This is a genomic window from Bordetella holmesii, from assembly GCF_020735985.1.
In the GTDB taxonomy this organism is placed as follows: Bacteria; Pseudomonadota; Gammaproteobacteria; order Burkholderiales; family Burkholderiaceae_B; genus Bordetella; species Bordetella holmesii.
Genome location: NZ_CP085973.1, coordinates 1775881 through 1791463 on the forward strand (window position 1 = coordinate 1775881; position 15583 = coordinate 1791463).

Sequence of the window (15583 nt, forward strand, 5' to 3'; positions counted from 1 at the left end):
CCTTGAAAAATCAAGGATCAAGCGTAACGGCAATCAAGCACGGCTCCACGCTATTCCGCGATGAACCAAAAAAATGCCGGGCATCCACCGAGATGCCCGGTTTGCGTAGTTCAGGCGGATTGAAGGTCAGGCGACAGGCCGACTCTCCAGCCAGGGGTGACGTGCCAGGCGCTCGGCCTCAAACGCACGGATCTTGTCCGACTGGCGCAGCGTCAGACCAATATCGTCGAAGCCATTGAGCAGGCAGTATTTGCGGAAGGCATCGATCTCAAAAGCCATTTCACGGCCGTCGGCGCCGATGACGACCTGACGCTCCAGATCGATCTTCAACTTGTAGCCGGGAAACGCCCTGACCTCATCAAAAAGACGAGCGACTTCCAGCTCGGTGAGAACGATTGGCAACAACCCGTTCTTGAAGCTGTTGTTGAAGAAAATATCCGCATAGGACGGCGCAATGATGGCGCGAAAACCAAATTGCTGCAGAGCCCAAGGCGCATGCTCACGGCTGGAGCCGCAGCCGAAATTCTTGCGGCCCAGCAATACCGATGCCCCCTGATAACGCGGCTGGTTCAGCACGAAGTCCGGATTGAGAGGACGCTTGCTATTGTCCATGCCCGGTTCGCCGTGATCCAGATAACGCAATTCGTCAAACAGGTTGGGCCCGAACCCTGTCCGTTTGATGGACTTCAGAAACTGCTTAGGAATGATGAGGTCGGTATCAACGTTTTCGCGATCCAGAGGCGCGACCAAACCTTCGTGAAAAGTAAATGCTTGCATGTCTGTCCCCGCTCAGCGATAGCTGCGCACGTCAACGAAATGGCCCGCCACTGCCGCAGCCGCGGCCATGGCCGGGCTGACGAGATGGGTGCGACCGCCCTGCCCTTGGCGTCCCTCGAAATTTCGGTTCGAGGTCGACGCGCAACGCTCGCCAGGCTCCAGGCGGTCAGCGTTCATGGCCAGGCACATCGAGCACCCCGGTTCGCGCCACTCGAAGCCTGCCTCCACGAAAATCTTGTCCAGCCCTTCGCGCTCGGCCTGCTGTTTGACCAGGCCCGAGCCCGGTACCACCATCGCCTGCCTTACGTTGGCGGCCACGCGCTTGCCACGGGCGACCGCGGCGGCAGCGCGCAAATCTTCGATACGCGAATTCGTGCAGGATCCGATGAAGACCCGATCGACACGGATATCGACCAACGGCGTATTGGGCGTCAGGCCCATGTAATGCAGCGCGCGCTCCATGCCGCTGCGCTTGACTTCGTCTTTTTCGCGATCCGGATCGGGCACGCGTCCATCGACCGGCAGCACCATCTCTGGCGACGTGCCCCAAGTCACCTGCGGTTTGATTTCTTTTGCGTTGACGCGCACGACGGTGTCGAACTTCGCGCCCTCGTCGGAGTGCAGCGTACGCCAATAATTGACGGCCTGATCCCAGAGCACGCCGACCGGCGAAAAAGGACGATTGCGGAAATATTCGATCGTTTTGTCGTCGACGGCCACCATACCCGAGCGCGCCCCGGCTTCGATAGCCATATTACAAACCGTCATGCGGCCCTCCATGGACAGACCACGGATCGCACTTCCGGCAAACTCGATGGCGTGTCCCGTGCCACCCGCGGTACCGATGATGCCGATGATGTGCAGTACGACGTCCTTGGCTGTACAGCCGAAAGGCAACTCGCCGTCGACACTGATCAGCATGCTCTTGGCTTTTTTCATCAAGAGCGTCTGCGTGGCGAGCACATGTTCGACCTCGGACGTCCCTATACCAAAGGCCAGAGCGCCCATCGCGCCATGGGTACTGGTATGGGAGTCCCCACAAACCACGGTCATACCGGGCAAGGTGGCGCCCTGCTCCGGTCCAATCACATGAACGATGCCCTGGCGCAGGTCATTCATGCGGAATTCGGTAATGCCGTACTTATCGCAATTGCTGTCCAGCGTATCGACCTGCAATCGCGAAATCGGATCCTCGATGCCCTGCGCGCGGTTGAGTGTGGGCACGTTGTGATCGGCGACCGCCAGGTTGGCGCTAATACGCCAGGGCTTGCGCCCTGCAATCGTCAGGCCCTCGAACGCCTGAGGACTGGTCACCTCATGCAAAAGGTGACGATCGATATAGAGCAGACAGGTACCGTCTGATTCCTGATGGACTACGTGGGCGTCCCAAAGTTTGTCGTAAAGGGTTTGGGCCATGGATACGCTCTGATGTTGGGCAAACCGCGCTCGGTCGTCACGACCGTGCGGCATCCTGCGATTATGCCCAGGGTACCAAGCTAGTACAATTCAACCATTAATACTAGTACGAGCACTACCCCCTTCCCTACGTGGCCAAGCCGGCGCCGAACCGCCGGCACCTTAAGCATCACGGACGTCAATATCCCAGTGATTAACTCAGGGATCGCCATTGATGAAGCATTTGGCAAGATATACTTACGCAACATGATTTCAGCAATCGGCGACTATCCGGCAATCATAATCCGTGACTATGCGAAATATTCTTTCAAATCGGTCAGGACATTATGTGCGGGCGGCGAGCCCGGGTCCCGCACTGCCTTTGAGTTTCCTGCCCGCACAAATGTCACGCCCGCGACCGACACGCATCGAAACGGCAGGGCTGATCGGCAGGCGATTAACAAACACGTCGCTAAATAGTGCCATCCCGGGGCGGCGCATTCGCTACTCACGCAATCGGTCGCATGCTGTCGAAGTATCACGCGCATGACGACCCGAGTCTGCGCTGACGCCCAGCCATCTCAGGCGCCATGAAACCAACGCCCGTTCTGCTCCTGACGCAGGATGACCAGTTATGGCAGCATTGGCGCCAGTTGGACAAGCGCTGGTTGCCCGCCAGGGGAAACCAGGCGAACGACCTCGTCCGCTGGCGAGAACAAGGCCGGTCTGTAGCGATGATGGACGCTGACTTGCCTCGACGGCCTGGGTGGCAGGACGCTCGGTGGGCCCACATCACGCAAGATCTGGCATTGGTCGTAGCCAGCCGGCACCCCAGCGACGAACAGGGCACGCAAGCCTTGGGCGCGGGGGCCAGAGGCTACTGCCATTGACCTGCTCCCCGTGATTAGTACGAAATCGATGTAGAGTCCGTTCCCAAAGGAATGGCAATGAAGAAACGATTTACGGAAGAGCAAATCATCGGCGTGCTCAAGGAAGCCGATGCAGGTGCCAAGCCCGCAGAGTTGTGCCGCAAGCACGGAATCTCCGAGGCAACGTACTACAACTGGAAGGCGAAGTTCGGTGGCATGACGGTGTCGGACGCTCAGAGGCTCAAGGAGCTGGAGCAGGAGAACAACAAGCTCAAGAAGCTGTTGGCCGAGTCGATGCTGGACAAGGCGGCGCTTCAGGATCTGCTAAGCCGAAAGTAGTCAGCCCGCAGGCCAAACGCGAGGCGGTCAGGACATTAATGACCGAGCGCAGCATGGGTGTTACCCGGGCCTGTGGGCTGGTAGGAATTTCGCGGTCGCTGTTTGCCTACGAGAGCACACGCTCAGGCGATGCTGCGCTGACCGAGCGCATGAAAGAGATGGCAGTGGCGAAACGACGCTACGGCTATCGGAGGATCCATGTGCTCTTACGTCGCGAAGGCTGGCAAGCAAATCACAAGCGAATCTGGCGGCTGTACAGTCTGGCAGGGTTAAGCGTGCGAAAACGAAAGCGTAAGCGAATCGCGGCGACCGAGCGCGTGGTTCGCCCAGCGGCAATCGCGCCGAATCAGAGTTGGTCAATGGACTTTGTGGCCGACGGCCTAGCCTATGGCCGCCGATTCCGCTGTTTGACTATCGTCGATGACTACACTCGCGAATGCCTGGCCATCGAGGTCGATACGTCGTTGCCGGGACTGCGTGTTGCCATGGTGCTGCAACGGCTGGCGGAGATGCGTGGCCTGCCGCGATCTATTACCGTGGACAACGGGCCAGAGTTCGCCGGAAGAGCCTTGGACGCCTGGGGGCCTACCAAGCAGGCGTAAAGCTGTCGTTTATTCGGCCGGGTAAGCCGGTGGAGAACGCTTATATCGAAAGTTTCAACGGCAAGTTCCGCGACGAATGCCTTAACTAGCACTGGTTCTTGTCCCTGCGACAGGCTAAAAGCTTGATCGAAAACTGGCGAGTCGAGTACAACACCGATCGGCCTCACAGCGCGCTCGGATATTTAACGCCGGCGCAATTCGTGCAGGCTCATCAGAAAGAAGGTCTTTTACCCCTGGGCTCTATGTCGGTGCCGTACTAAATCTGGGGGCAGGTCACCATGGTTACGCCGGCCCAACAGAGCTCGGCCAGGCGCTCGGCGTGGTGGCCCAAGGCGGCATGTGGATGGGTCGATCTCTGGTAGGCCGCCTGTTACGCACGGCCCGAAATCGCGCCGGCACACCCGCGGATTGGGGCCACGCTCTGTTGACCGCACGGGAAGACACCGTCGCGCGCCACGCCTCTGCCGGTCAATCCAACGCGCAGATCGCCGAACAGCTCGGCATTACCGAACGCACCGTCAAAGCGCATCTGTCCGCGGTCTTTGAGAAAGTCGGCGTGGCAGATCGCCTGCAGTTAGCGCTATTGGTCCATGGCGTCACACCCGCCAAAACCGGCCATTGACTCAACGGCACCGCACCTCAATCGCCTGCCGGATCCATCAACGGCGGGCCTGCTCGTACAAGGGCAAAACCCGCTCTGACGCCTGCTTCAGATCCGCGATGCGTGTGCTGGCCGAGGGATGCGTGGAGAGAAACTCCGGCGAGGCCTGTCCAGTCTGGGCCGCTGCCATTTTTTGCCACAATGTCACGGCTGCGCGCGGGTCATACCCTGCGCGGGCGGCAAGCTCCATGCCCATCAAGTCGGCCTCACTCTCATGCGTGCGGCTGTTGGGCAGCGTGAACATCACTTCGCTCAAGCGCGTGCCAAGGTCGGCTGCCTGCTGGGATCCCGTGGCGATCGAAAGGACTGACAGGCCGATGTTGGTCGCCATTTGCTGCGACACCCGCTCACGAGCATGCTCGCGCAGCGCGTGGGCAATCTCATGTCCGAGCACGGCCGCCAGTTCTGCGTCGCTGGGCTTGATCCGGTTCAACAAGCCCGTATATACCGCGATTTTGCCGCCGGGCATGCACCAGGCGTTGATCTCATCGGAGGCGATGACGTGCACCTCCCATGGCCACTGCGCGGCATCGGGCCGAAACACTCCCGTCTGAGCGATCAGTCTCTGCGAGATGGATTTGATCCGGGTCAGTTGGGCCGCGTCCTTATCCAACTGGCCCTGGGCCTTGGCTTTGGCGAGGGTGTCGCCATACTGTTTGACGGCCTCCTGCTCCAGTTGGGCTGCAGGCACTAGGCTTGACATGTATTGCGTACGATTGACGCCAATGGCTCCAGACTGAGTGGTGCTCATGCTGGAGCAGGCCCCCAGCGCCATCAATCCTGCCAAGGCGCTCACGCGGTACAGAGCGGTCTTCATCGGTCAACCCCGGGTAAAGGCCAAAAATCAACCGCACTGGCCCCTGTGGCGCAGCGCGTGGTCGATCAGCACGAGTGCCAGCAGCGCCTCGGCGATGGGCGTGGCGCGGATGCCCACGCAAGGATCATGGCGGCCTAGCGTCTGCACGACCACCGGCTCGCCTGCCCGATTGACCGAGCGGCGCTCGACACGAATGCTGGAAGTCGGCTTGATGGCCAGGGATACCGTCACCGGCTGTCCAGTTGAAATCCCACCGAGTACGCCACCGGCATGGTTGGACACAAAGCCATCCGGCGTGATCTCGTCGCCATGCTCGGAACCGCGCTGAGTAACACTGGCGAAACCGGCGCCGATCGCCACGCCCTTGACGGCATTGAGCCCCATCATGGCATGTGCGATGTCGGCGTCCAGGCGATCGTAGATAGGCTCACCCCAACCAGCGGGCAGGTTTTCAGCCACGACTTCGATACGCGCGCCGATGGAGTCACCGTCGCGACGCAACTGGTCCATATAGGCTTCCAAGTCCGCTACGACCGCCGCATTAGGCGCATAAAAAGGGTTCTCTCGCACGTCATCCCAGGATGCAAACGGGATCTCGATCGGGCCGAGCTGGCTCATGTAACCACGCACCTGCGTGCCAAACTCGCGAGCCAGCCATTTTTTGGCGATGGCTCCGGCAGCGACCGTGGGCGCGGTCAACCGGGCCGATGAGCGCCCGCCGCCTCGCGGGTCGCGCTGGCCGAACTTCTTCCAATAGGCATAATCCGCATGCCCGGGACGGAAGGTATCGGCAATATTCGAGTAGTCCTTGCTGCGTGCATCCGTATTGCGGATGAGCAGGCCGATGGGCGTGCCCGTGGTTACGCCCTCGTAGACGCCAGAGAGAATCTCGACCTGGTCGGCTTCCTGGCGCTGAGTGACGTGGCGCGACGTGCCGGGACGCCGACGATCCAGTTCTGATTGAATGTCAGCCGCATCGAGCGGCAATCCCGGGGGACAGCCGTCGACGACGCAACCGATGGCGGGGCCGTGAGACTCACCAAAATTGGTGACGCGAAACAGAGAACCAAGGGTATTGCCAGACATAGCGGATCTGCGAGGTACGGTATTTGAGGGCAGGCTCGATTATGACACCGAAGAAGCAAGAACCCGCATCTGGTGCGCCGGTGCCGGGCGTCCCAGCAAAAAGCCCTGCATGAAATGGCAGCCCAACCGGCTCAGAATATCGCGCTGGGCCTCAGTTTCGATGCCTTCGGCCACCACCATCAAGCCTAACGCACGGCACATCCCTAATAGCGCCGAGACCAACTCCTGGCTGACCGTATCCGATTCAAGTTCGGCGATGAAACCGCGATCGACCTTGACCCAATCGATAGGCAGGCGGCGCAAATGGGTCAAACTGGAATAGCCTGCGCCGAAATCGTCCAGCGCGACCTGCACACCGCGGGCGCGCAAGCCGTTGAGTGTGGCCACATGCCTTTCGTACTGCAGGATGAACAGCGACTCGGTGATCTCCAGCACAAGCCTGTGTGGCGCCAGGCGAGTGTTGGCCAGCGTCTGCGCCACCTGCAAAGGTAGTTCTTCAGCATACATCTGACGGACGGAGACGTTCACGTGCAAACGCCAGTGCGCCGGCCAAGTCGCCGCACGCGCACAGGCCGTATCCAGAACCCAAGCCCCCAGGCCCACGATCAAACCGGTACGCTCGGCCAACTCGATCGCAATGCCGGGCGACACGTTGCCGTGCACCGGATGCTGCCAGCGCAGCAGCGCCTCGCAGCCCTCGATATTGCCGGTACGCGTATCGAAGACCGGCTGGTAATGGATATCGAATTGATCCATCGACGATGACGCCAGCGCGACACGCAGATCGTGCTCCAGGCCTTGATAATGACGTTGGCGTTCAAGCATGGCCGGCTCAAACACATTCCAGTGCGGCCCGTCCACATCCATCTGCATGAACGAAATCTGCACCCCGCGCTCCAGCTCATCGAAGCTGTCGCCATGATCAGGGTAAGCTGCGGCCGCAACCCGGAAATCTACGATCAGCGGCTGCCCACGCAACTCATAAGGCCAGGAAAGCTGCTCCAGAATATGAGGAGCGAACTCAGGAATTTCCTGGGCCTGCACGGCGGGCGCCCAGATCAGAAAGGAATCGCTGGCGTAACGGGCCACCAGGAAATCATCAGACTGTTGCTCCAGACGTGCTGCCACCATTGCAAGCAAAGCCCGGTTGTCCTCGACTGCCAACATGGCGCTCAAGGCGGGATGATGAATAAGCTTGACGAGAAAGATGGCCCCATGGCCGACGCGCTGCATGGAGGCTTGCGCGCGGTGGCGCAAGCTGTCAGGCGTCAGTGCCTGCGTGGAAGAGTCCCGAGACAGACGGCGCCTTAGCCGATGCTCGCGAATAACGAAAAACAAAACGCAAATGGCAAACAGCACCACTCCCGGCAGCAGACACTGTCTCACCAGGTCATCCAAGCCCACGGAGCCCCCTCGTTTCAGCGAGCACAGCGTCCGTTTCTGTGGCACGGACCCATCCCTAGGGTGACCCCTAGGACCCCCAACTCAGGGATCAGCGGAATTATGCATGAAATGGCTGAAATACGACTGGGTATTTGTCCCTAAATCCCCAATCTTTCTTCGCCGAAAAGGACATTTGCCAATACAATCAGTAATGTTTTGATTCTTGCCGCCGAGATGGTGACGGCGAGCCATGGACCCTCTCGCGGCAACCTATGCGCCTTTCACTGCATCTTCTGTTGAGCATTGTCCTGCTGATGGGACTGCTGCTGTTTGGCGTCTTGCTCACCAGCCTGTGGTCCGCAACGCGAGATGCCGAAGCGTATCAGGCAAGCCGAGCACGCGAGGCTGCCAGCAGCCTCGCATGGGCGATCGGGCGCTTCGATGGCGACTCACAGAACTGGCTGACCAGACTGCCTGCCGCGAATGCCGAAGGGCCACGCCTGCGTATCGATGAAGCCTCACTGGGACGCAGCATACCGTTATGGCCCGCCTCCGCCGAACCGCCGCCGGACCTCGCCGTCCTGGCTCGCAGCCCCTACCAAAGCGCAGATGGAGCTAGCGAAGGGCATGTCGTCGCTTACGCGGCCCCCTCGGATGCGGCGCCTGCAGCGTACTTGGCGGGTATGGCAGCACAGGCCCTGCTCTTCGTGCTGGCCACGCTCGGCTGGTGCCTGTATGTGCGCCACCTCATGCGCTGGATGCGGCAAGGGCCGCTGCAGTCCCTGGCGCGCGCCGCGCACGGGCAAGACGACGGCCAAAGCGCGGAGCTCAGCGATCTGCTTCCTGTCCGTGAAGCGCTGGCCAACAATCGGCGCGAACAGGAGCATGTGGTGGCGAGGTTGCAGCAGCGCATCGCCATGCTCGAGAACGAAGCCACCCGCGAAGCCGTCACCCGTCTGCCCAACCGCAAGACTTTTTTCGAGCGATTCCGGGAGATTCTGCGCGGCCAAGCCACTCTGGCGAGCGGGCATGTCCTCATCTTCCGTCAACGCGACATGGCAGAAATCAATCGTCGCATGCATCACGAGGCGACCGACCAGTGGTTGCGCCTGAGCGCCACCCAGCTGCAGCAAACCATCCGCGAGCATGCCGGGCCGCAAGCAATGCTGGCTCGCCTCAATGGCTCCGACTTCGTAGCCTTGTTGCCGGGCCTGGCTGCCCAGCCGGCTTTGGCGCTGAGCGAAAGAGTACGCCGGGAATTACGTCTGCGTCGCCTTCCATTGCGCCAGCACGAGTGGTGCCGGTGGGCCATTGCTCTGGGCCGCTACGAAGCTGGCGAAGAAGTCGGTGCCGTCATGGCGCGCCTGGACAATGCGCTCATGTGCGCGGAAACCGCCAACGACGATGTCTTGCAAATGGCGGAGTTCGCCGGAGAGCGCCGCATGGACGGGGAATACCGCTGGCAGGATCTGATCACCCAGGCGCTGGACGAGCATCGTTTCTATCTCGAGGTGCATCCCCGCAGCGATAGCGCAGGCCATCTGTTGCACGAAGAAGCTCGCATGATGTTGCGCGGAGCCGACGCATTGCCTGCATCGGTTTTCATGCCCGCCGCCTCGCGCCTGGGCCTGGCCGCAGACTGCGACATCCAAGCCATACGCCTGGCACTGGATACCCGCTCCCGGCAGGCTGGTCCCCTTGCTCTGCCGCTGGCCCAGGCGTCTCTCGCCCAGCCCAACTTCCTTGCACGCCTGAAGTCCCTGCTCGATGACCGGCCGGCACAAAGCCGCCATTTGATCCTGGAGATCGACGCACACAGCGTGGTCGACTATTACGATACGGTGCGTTCACTATGCGAAATATGCGCTACGTTAGGCACACGGATCGGTGTGCAACGCCTGAGCGAGCAACTCTCGGCCATTGAGAAGCTGCACCAGCTACCCCTGGTTTATCTGAAGATCGGCGGCGGATTTGTGCGCAGTCTGGCCAGCAGCCCGGGAAATCGCCAACTCGCCTCGACCATCGTGCGCACCGCGATTGCACTGAATATTCCTGCTTACGCCTGCGACGCGCAAGACGAAAGCCAGACCGCATTACTCTGCTCGCTCGGTTTTATCGTTCTCAAACGTCTGACCAACGAGGACGCTCCCCTGGACGAGGCCATCTCCCACGCAGGCCTGCATCTGGAGCCCATCGCCGCGCCAGAGCCCAGCCTTCTCATGAAACGCCAGGAACACAGCGAAAAACGGCTCAGCGAGATGGCCGGGGCCCTCCAGTCTCACCGTCAGTTGCAGGCCCTGCTGTCACATGAGTTGCGCACGCCTGCGGCGACCATCAGCGCGGCGGCGCAATCACTCGAAACCATATTGGCCGGCAGCGGCCAGGAAGTCGACAGCCGCCTGGCGCGCATCCGTCGTGCGGTGGGCCGCATGATAGACATCATCGACCAAATGCTCAGCCCCGAGAGGCGTGACGATCAAGTCATGGCGCCGCGCCTGGAGATCGTCGACCTCGGAGAGTTGGCTCATAACGTCTGCGCCAGCATGCAAGCCGATAGTGCGCACCCTCTCATCGTGCGCAACAACACGCCTGCAGCGGCACGTTGCGACCCGCTGCTGACGGCGCTGGTTCTGCGCAATCTGGTACAAAACGCGATCAAGTATTCGCCTGCGGATCAACCGGTTGTCATCGACGCCGGCGTAGCAACGGCGCAAGATCAGCAGGCCATGGCCTGGCTCGCAGTCTCAGACAATGGCCCGGGGCTGGACGAAGCGGAAATCGACGCCATTTTCGAACCGCACTTTCGCAGTACTGCGCACCGCGAAACGCCGGGCGTGGGATTGGGCTTGCACTTGGCACGCGAGATATGCATCAGCCAGGAAGGAAACCTGACGGCGCAGGCGCGCCCCGGCCTGGGGACACGCTTCCTCATCGCCTTGCCAGCCAGCGGGCAAGCAGACCAGCCGGCGCCGGCCGAACTATTATGACGGCCGGCGGCACTCAAGCTACGAAGACATAACCTTGCCCGCGCACGGACAACACGGGCAGCTTGAAACCGGCCGATTGCGCTTTGGAGCGCAGGCGGCTGACCATGACATCGACGCGGCGCGGCTCGAACTTGGCAGGATTTTCAGGCTGAATCATTTCAGCCATGACCTGACGCGTCACCGCCTCACCAGCGCTTTGCATCAACGTCATGAGAAAGACACGCTCCTGCGCATTCAGATGCAGCGAACCGCCGTCTGGGCCAGCCAAAACCCAGCCGCCATCCATCAGTGACCAGGGCAGACCCGGCTGACGGCTGTTGGATGCCTGAACCGGGGCGGGCTCCTCCTGCGCTCCGGCTCGCGCCAGACGCATGCGGCGCGCCAGGCTACGAATCACGGAACTCAACTCGAGCAAATCGACGGGCTTGGTCAGATAGGCATCGGCCCCTCCCTCCAGTCCTCGCACTCTGTCTTCCAGAGCGCCGCGTCCTGTCAACATCACAATGCCAAGGTGGCCTTGGGCGCGCAGGCGCGTAGCCACGGCAAAACCATCTTCGCCAGGGACATTTGCATCGAGGATGACGATATCGCAGGACTGCGCCTGAACCGCCTCGTGAAAAGAGACAGAATCCCCACAGCCAAATACCACCTTGAAGCCGTAGCCCTCCAGCCCGAGCCGCAACTCCTCGCGGAAATCCTCATCGTCTTCGAGAAGACCGATACGCAACAGACCATCCATTGACAGCATGCCTTCCCCCAACTCCGATAAATGGCAGGGTGCCGGAACGCATAACCGGCATCACCTTATGACATAGTGTTTCTAAATTCTACTCGGCACCGAGGGATTTTCCCAACAAGAATGATGGGGACGTTGTGATATGGACGCACGCCGAGTCAGGATGAGCAACTGACGGACAGGTCAGAGGCCCAATCGGGAGGCAAGGCGGCATAGCCGCCCGCATCGGCGCGGGCGCGAAATGGGTCGCGCAGCAACCCCATCAATCGCTCGATTTCACTGGCATCGCCCTGCACGGCAGCACGGATAGCTTGCTCGGCCAAATGATTTCGCAACACATAAAGCGGATTGACGGCATCCATGGCTTCGGCCCGCACCTGCGCCGCCCGTCCGTCGACAGCGTGGCGCGCCACCTGTCGCTCCCACCACGCCTGTGTGGCCTGACGGTCAATAAAGAAGTCCAGCAACTGGCCAGGCTCGCCGCGCACGGCCTGCGCCAGCGCGCGAAACGTCAGCGTGAAATCGGCGCGACTATCGTGCATCAGGCGCAGCAGATCATCCAGCAGCATCTCGTCCGCAGCCTGCCAGCCCGACACTCCCATCTTGGCCGCCATGCGCGCGTGGAAAGCCTGCGTGAAGATGGACTCATACTGGCCCAGAACGGCCCGCAAGGCCTCCGCATCCGGCACCAGCATGTGCAGGCTACCGGCCAGGCGATACAAATTCCACAACGCCACCGAGGGTTGTCGATTCCAGGCATACCGGCCCTGGGTGTCGGAGTGGTTACATACATGGTCAAGTTGGAACCCGTCCATGAAGCCGAAGGGGCCGTAATCCAGCGTCAACCCGAGAATGGACATATTGTCCGTGTTCATCACGCCATGGCAGAACCCCACCGATTGCCAGTCGGCCATCAGATTCGCGGTGCGCCGACTGACTTCGCCCAAGAACGCCAGCACGGCGCCATGCTCGCCATCCGCATCCCGGCAGCCGGGGTAGAACTTGTCGATCACGTAGTCGAGCAGCAACTGCAGGTGCGCCGGATCGCGATGCGAGGACCAATGTTCGAACGATCCGAAACGCACGAAACTGGGCGACATGCGGGTGACGATGGCTGCGGTTTCCCGCGTCTCGCGCATGACCGGATCGTCCGAGACCACCAGCGCCAGCGCTCGCGTGGTTGGAATACCCAGACCATGCATGGCCTCACTGGCCAAGTACTCGCGCACCGAAGACCGCAACACGGCACGCCCGTCACCCATGCGTGAGTACGGCGTCAGGCCGGCACCTTTTAACTGCAACTCCCAACTGCCGTTGGGGCCAGCCACCTCACCCAGGAGATGAGCCCGGCCGTCCCCCAATTGTCCCGCCCACACACCGAACTGGTGGCCGCTATACACCGCAGCCAGGGTGTCACCTCCCGGCAAGGGCATCTGACCGGAGGCAACCGCCAGAAAATCAGGGGTTGTCAACGCTTCGGGATCGAGCCCGATCAAAGCGGCCGCATCGGCATTGGCATGCAACAGACGCGGATTACCCGGGGCTTGGGGCAGCACCCGGGTATAGAAAGCGCCGGGCAATGCGGCGAAGCTGTTGATCAGGGTGAGCTCGTTCAAATCGCGGTGCATCAGGTGCGCTCCCGGCGAGCGGCGCGTTTGGCCGGCCGCACATAGAAAATGGCCGCCAGAAAGAATGTGGCCGCCAGCGCGGCCTCCAGCATCCCCAAACCGGCCGACAGCGGCGCCGGGTCGGACATCGCACGCACAACCCCTTCCATGAGGTAGAGCAGCGACAGCATGCTAGCCCATTGATAGGTGTAGACATTGCCCCGCATGACGCCGCGCAACGGAAACGCCAGCGGCAGGGCCTTGAGCAACAGCCAGGATCCGCCCGGACGCACCGGCGCCAACCAGGTTTCCCACGCCAGGCAGAGAACGATCAAGGCGAGCAAACTGCCCGTGGCCAGATAGCGCAGATTCGGATTGAGTTCGGAGCTCATGCTGCTATTATCGCCTGATGTACCCGACCGCCGATCCTGCTGAAGGGGACTCCTCGCCCCAACCGCGCCGCCGATCCTGGCTGCGCCGCGTAGGGCATGCGCTTCGTTTCGCTGCCCATCGGGCAGACGAAGAGCGCCTGCTACAAGTCGCCTCCAGCCTGACCTTCACCACTGTCTTGGCCATCGTCCCGATGCTGGCCGTGGTGCTATCGTTATTTACGGCCTTTCCTGTGTTCCAGGACTTTCGGGTGGCGCTCGAAGATTTTTTGGCCAACAACCTGATGCCGCCGGCCGTCTCCGACAACATCATGGAGTACCTCAATCAATTCGCCCGCCAGGCCACGCGCCTGACGACGATCGGCGGGGCGTTCCTGATCGTGACCTCGCTCTTGCTCATCATGACGATAGACAAGACATTCAACGACATCTGGCATGTGGGCCGTCAACGCCCCTGGCCGCAACGTGCGCTGGTGTATTGGGCCGTTATCACGCTGGGGCCCCTGGCGACCGGCGCCAGTCTCTGGGCCACCTCCTTCGTGGCGCGCGAATCGCTGGGCCTGATTCATGATGTCCCGGAGATCATCAGCCTGGCGATTTCTTTCATCCCGCTCGTGCTGACTGGGCTGGGATTTGCGGCACTGTTCGTCGTCGTGCCCAACTGCCGCGTCTACTGGCGCGATGCGCTGACGGGCGGCTTTTGCACGGCAATCGCGCTCGAGGTCATGAAATCCGGTTTTGCGTTCTACCTGACCCGTTTTCCGGCTTACACCATAATCTATGGCACCTTTGCCACCCTGCCAATCTTCTTACTCTGGATCTACCTTTCGTGGCTGGCCGTGCTGTTTGGCGCCAGCATTGCCGCCAGCGCCCCCATGATCCGGCTAGGCCGTTGGGAGATCAACCGCGCCGCAGGCGCGCAGTTCGTCGACGCGGTCGGCGTACTGCGCCAGTTATTGGCCGCACGCGGCCAACTGCCTCCAGGCTGCAGCAGCCAGACGCTGTCCAGACAACTGAACCTGCACCACGATGAACTCAATAGTGTCCTGGAGTCTCTGCGGCGTATTGGCATGGTCGCCCCGACCACGGATGATCACTGGATTCTCGCTGCCGATCCGCAATCGACGACTCTGGCTCCGCTTTATGATCAGTTTTTACTCGACAGGCAACAGCGGCGCGTGCGGCGTGACCCGTCCTTGAGCGAACTGGCCAGCCGACTGGCCGACGCAACGTCCCCCCCAACACTGGAAGAACTGGCCAGCCTGTCGCACAATAGCGACATCGATCCTACGCCAGACGATGACACGGACCTCAAAACGCTCCCAATCACCGTGCTGCCGCTGGAAAATGTACAAAAACCCAGGTGATATTCGACCTGGCCGCTATAGACAAAAATACGGTTTGCATTGGGGGTGGGCTATTCGCCCCAGGAGGAACATCATGTTGAAAGTCAGCGAAATACTGCGAGTCAAGGGCGACACCCTGTATACGGCCACGCCGGACACGCTCGTGTCGGTAGCCATCCGCACCATGAGTGAACAGGATATCGGCTCCCTGGTCATCATGGAGTCGGGCATGCTCAGCGGGATGCTGACTTTCCGTGAAATCATGCGCCACCTGGAAAGTAGCGATGGCCGTGTCGGCGAAACGACGATTCGCGCCATCATGGATGACGCACCGGTCAGCGTATCCCCGAACACCAGCGCCGACGAAGTCCAGCGGCTCATGCTCGACAAGCATGCACGTTACATCCCTGTCATGGATGGCCCCACGCTCATGGGCGTGATCTCCTTCTACGACATGGCACAAGCCATCGTGGCCGCTCAGCAATTCGAAAATAATATGCTCAAGGCCTATATTCGCGACTGGCCCTCCGACAGCGCCGCCACGGCAGCCTGAGCGCCGGCATCGCTTCTGCAAAAAGCCACCGATGGG

At 60.9% G+C, this 15583-nt stretch carries 13 protein-coding genes and 1 pseudogene; 6 read left to right on the forward strand and 8 right to left on the reverse strand.

The window, feature by feature from the left end; genetic code table 11:
* Window positions 1-126: 126 nt before the first annotated feature.
* Both leuD and leuC read right to left on the reverse strand, forming a co-directional pair.
* A complete protein-coding gene (leuD, locus tag LK440_RS08480; protein ID WP_005013616.1) occupies window positions 127-777 on the reverse strand; it encodes a 3-isopropylmalate dehydratase small subunit in 651 nt (216 codons plus the stop codon).
* Between the two features lie 12 nt (window positions 778-789).
* On the reverse strand, window positions 790-2193 hold the full coding sequence (gene leuC / locus LK440_RS08485; protein WP_005013615.1) for a 3-isopropylmalate dehydratase large subunit: 1404 nt from the start codon (window positions 2191-2193) through the stop codon (window positions 790-792).
* A 569-nt stretch (window positions 2194-2762) separates the two neighbouring features.
* On the opposite strand from leuC, the gene LK440_RS08490 reads away from it, so the two are divergent.
* From LK440_RS08490 to LK440_RS08500, 3 genes and pseudogenes are all read left to right on the forward strand, one after another.
* Complete coding sequence (locus LK440_RS08490; RefSeq protein ID WP_005013614.1) at window positions 2763-3062, forward strand: response regulator; 300 nt, start codon at window positions 2763-2765, stop codon at window positions 3060-3062.
* 57 nt (window positions 3063-3119) lie between these two features.
* Window positions 3120-4242: pseudogene (locus tag LK440_RS08495) on the forward strand (IS3 family transposase).
* Window positions 4243-4301: 59 nt separating this feature from the next.
* Window positions 4302-4604: a response regulator transcription factor gene (locus tag LK440_RS08500; RefSeq protein ID WP_017685696.1), complete on the forward strand. Its 303-nt coding sequence runs from the start codon at window positions 4302-4304 to the stop codon at window positions 4602-4604.
* Window positions 4605-4641: 37 nt separating this feature from the next.
* On the opposite strand, the gene LK440_RS08505 is transcribed toward LK440_RS08500, so the two are convergent.
* Genes LK440_RS08505 through LK440_RS08515 form a run of 3 tightly spaced genes read right to left on the reverse strand, consistent with a single transcriptional unit; the run spans window position 4642 to window position 7950 of the window.
* Window positions 4642-5460 (reverse strand): M48 family metallopeptidase, encoded by an 819-nt coding sequence (locus tag LK440_RS08505; protein WP_005013611.1) that lies wholly within the window; start codon window positions 5458-5460, stop codon window positions 4642-4644.
* A 27-nt stretch (window positions 5461-5487) separates the two neighbouring features.
* On the reverse strand, window positions 5488-6546 hold the full coding sequence (gene aroC, locus LK440_RS08510; RefSeq protein WP_005013610.1) for a chorismate synthase: 1059 nt from the start codon (window positions 6544-6546) through the stop codon (window positions 5488-5490).
* 39 nt (window positions 6547-6585) lie between these two features.
* On the reverse strand, window positions 6586-7950 hold the full coding sequence (locus tag LK440_RS08515; protein WP_005013609.1) for a putative bifunctional diguanylate cyclase/phosphodiesterase: 1365 nt from the start codon (window positions 7948-7950) through the stop codon (window positions 6586-6588).
* Window positions 7951-8201: 251 nt separating this feature from the next.
* On the opposite strand from LK440_RS08515, the gene LK440_RS08520 reads away from it, so the two are divergent.
* On the forward strand, window positions 8202-10916 hold the full coding sequence (locus LK440_RS08520) for an EAL domain-containing protein (RefSeq protein WP_005013608.1): 2715 nt from the start codon (window positions 8202-8204) through the stop codon (window positions 10914-10916).
* 13 nt (window positions 10917-10929) lie between these two features.
* Here LK440_RS08520 and LK440_RS08525 read toward each other — a convergent pair whose 3' ends face one another.
* The 3 genes from LK440_RS08525 to LK440_RS08535 all read right to left on the reverse strand — a co-directional run bounded on the left by LK440_RS08525 (window position 10930) and on the right by LK440_RS08535 (window position 13651).
* On the reverse strand, window positions 10930-11664 hold the full coding sequence (locus LK440_RS08525; protein ID WP_025341430.1) for a response regulator transcription factor: 735 nt from the start codon (window positions 11662-11664) through the stop codon (window positions 10930-10932).
* Window positions 11665-11810: 146 nt separating this feature from the next.
* Window positions 11811-13280: a protein adenylyltransferase SelO gene (locus LK440_RS08530; RefSeq protein ID WP_005013604.1), complete on the reverse strand. Its 1470-nt coding sequence runs from the start codon at window positions 13278-13280 to the stop codon at window positions 11811-11813.
* Entirely contained in the window at window positions 13280-13651 is a 372-nt protein-coding gene (locus LK440_RS08535; protein WP_005013602.1) for a DUF2069 domain-containing protein, read from the reverse strand. The genes LK440_RS08530 and LK440_RS08535 overlap by 1 nt, the downstream gene beginning before the upstream one ends.
* Before the next feature lie 17 nt (window positions 13652-13668).
* Here LK440_RS08535 and LK440_RS08540 point away from each other — a divergent pair, with 17 nt between their 5' ends.
* Window positions 13669-15015 (forward strand): YihY family inner membrane protein, encoded by a 1347-nt coding sequence (locus LK440_RS08540; protein WP_005013601.1) that lies wholly within the window; start codon window positions 13669-13671, stop codon window positions 15013-15015.
* 73 nt (window positions 15016-15088) lie between these two features.
* Window positions 15089-15547, forward strand: coding sequence for a CBS domain-containing protein (locus LK440_RS08545; protein ID WP_017685693.1), 459 nt, complete (start codon window positions 15089-15091; stop codon window positions 15545-15547).
* Window positions 15548-15583 lie beyond the last annotated feature (36 nt).

Coding starts and splice junctions, on each gene's coding strand:
- leuD (WP_005013616.1), bottom strand. CDS start 777: ATGCAAGCATTTACTTTTCACGAAGGTTTGGTCGCGCCTCTGGATCGC.
- LK440_RS08520 (WP_005013608.1), top strand. CDS start 8,202: ATGCGCCTTTCACTGCATCTTCTGTTGAGCATTGTCCTGCTGATGGGA.
- leuC (WP_005013615.1), bottom strand. CDS start 2,193: ATGGCCCAAACCCTTTACGACAAACTTTGGGACGCCCACGTAGTCCAT.
- LK440_RS08505 (WP_005013611.1), bottom strand. CDS start 5,460: ATGAAGACCGCTCTGTACCGCGTGAGCGCCTTGGCAGGATTGATGGCG.
- LK440_RS08545 (WP_017685693.1), top strand. CDS start 15,089: ATGTTGAAAGTCAGCGAAATACTGCGAGTCAAGGGCGACACCCTGTAT.
- LK440_RS08525 (WP_025341430.1), bottom strand. CDS start 11,664: ATGCTGTCAATGGATGGTCTGTTGCGTATCGGTCTTCTCGAAGACGAT.
- aroC (WP_005013610.1), bottom strand. CDS start 6,546: ATGTCTGGCAATACCCTTGGTTCTCTGTTTCGCGTCACCAATTTTGGT.
- LK440_RS08530 (WP_005013604.1), bottom strand. CDS start 13,280: ATGCACCGCGATTTGAACGAGCTCACCCTGATCAACAGCTTCGCCGCA.
- LK440_RS08490 (WP_005013614.1), top strand. CDS start 2,763: ATGAAACCAACGCCCGTTCTGCTCCTGACGCAGGATGACCAGTTATGG.
- LK440_RS08535 (WP_005013602.1), bottom strand. CDS start 13,651: ATGAGCTCCGAACTCAATCCGAATCTGCGCTATCTGGCCACGGGCAGT.
- LK440_RS08540 (WP_005013601.1), top strand. CDS start 13,669: ATGTACCCGACCGCCGATCCTGCTGAAGGGGACTCCTCGCCCCAACCG.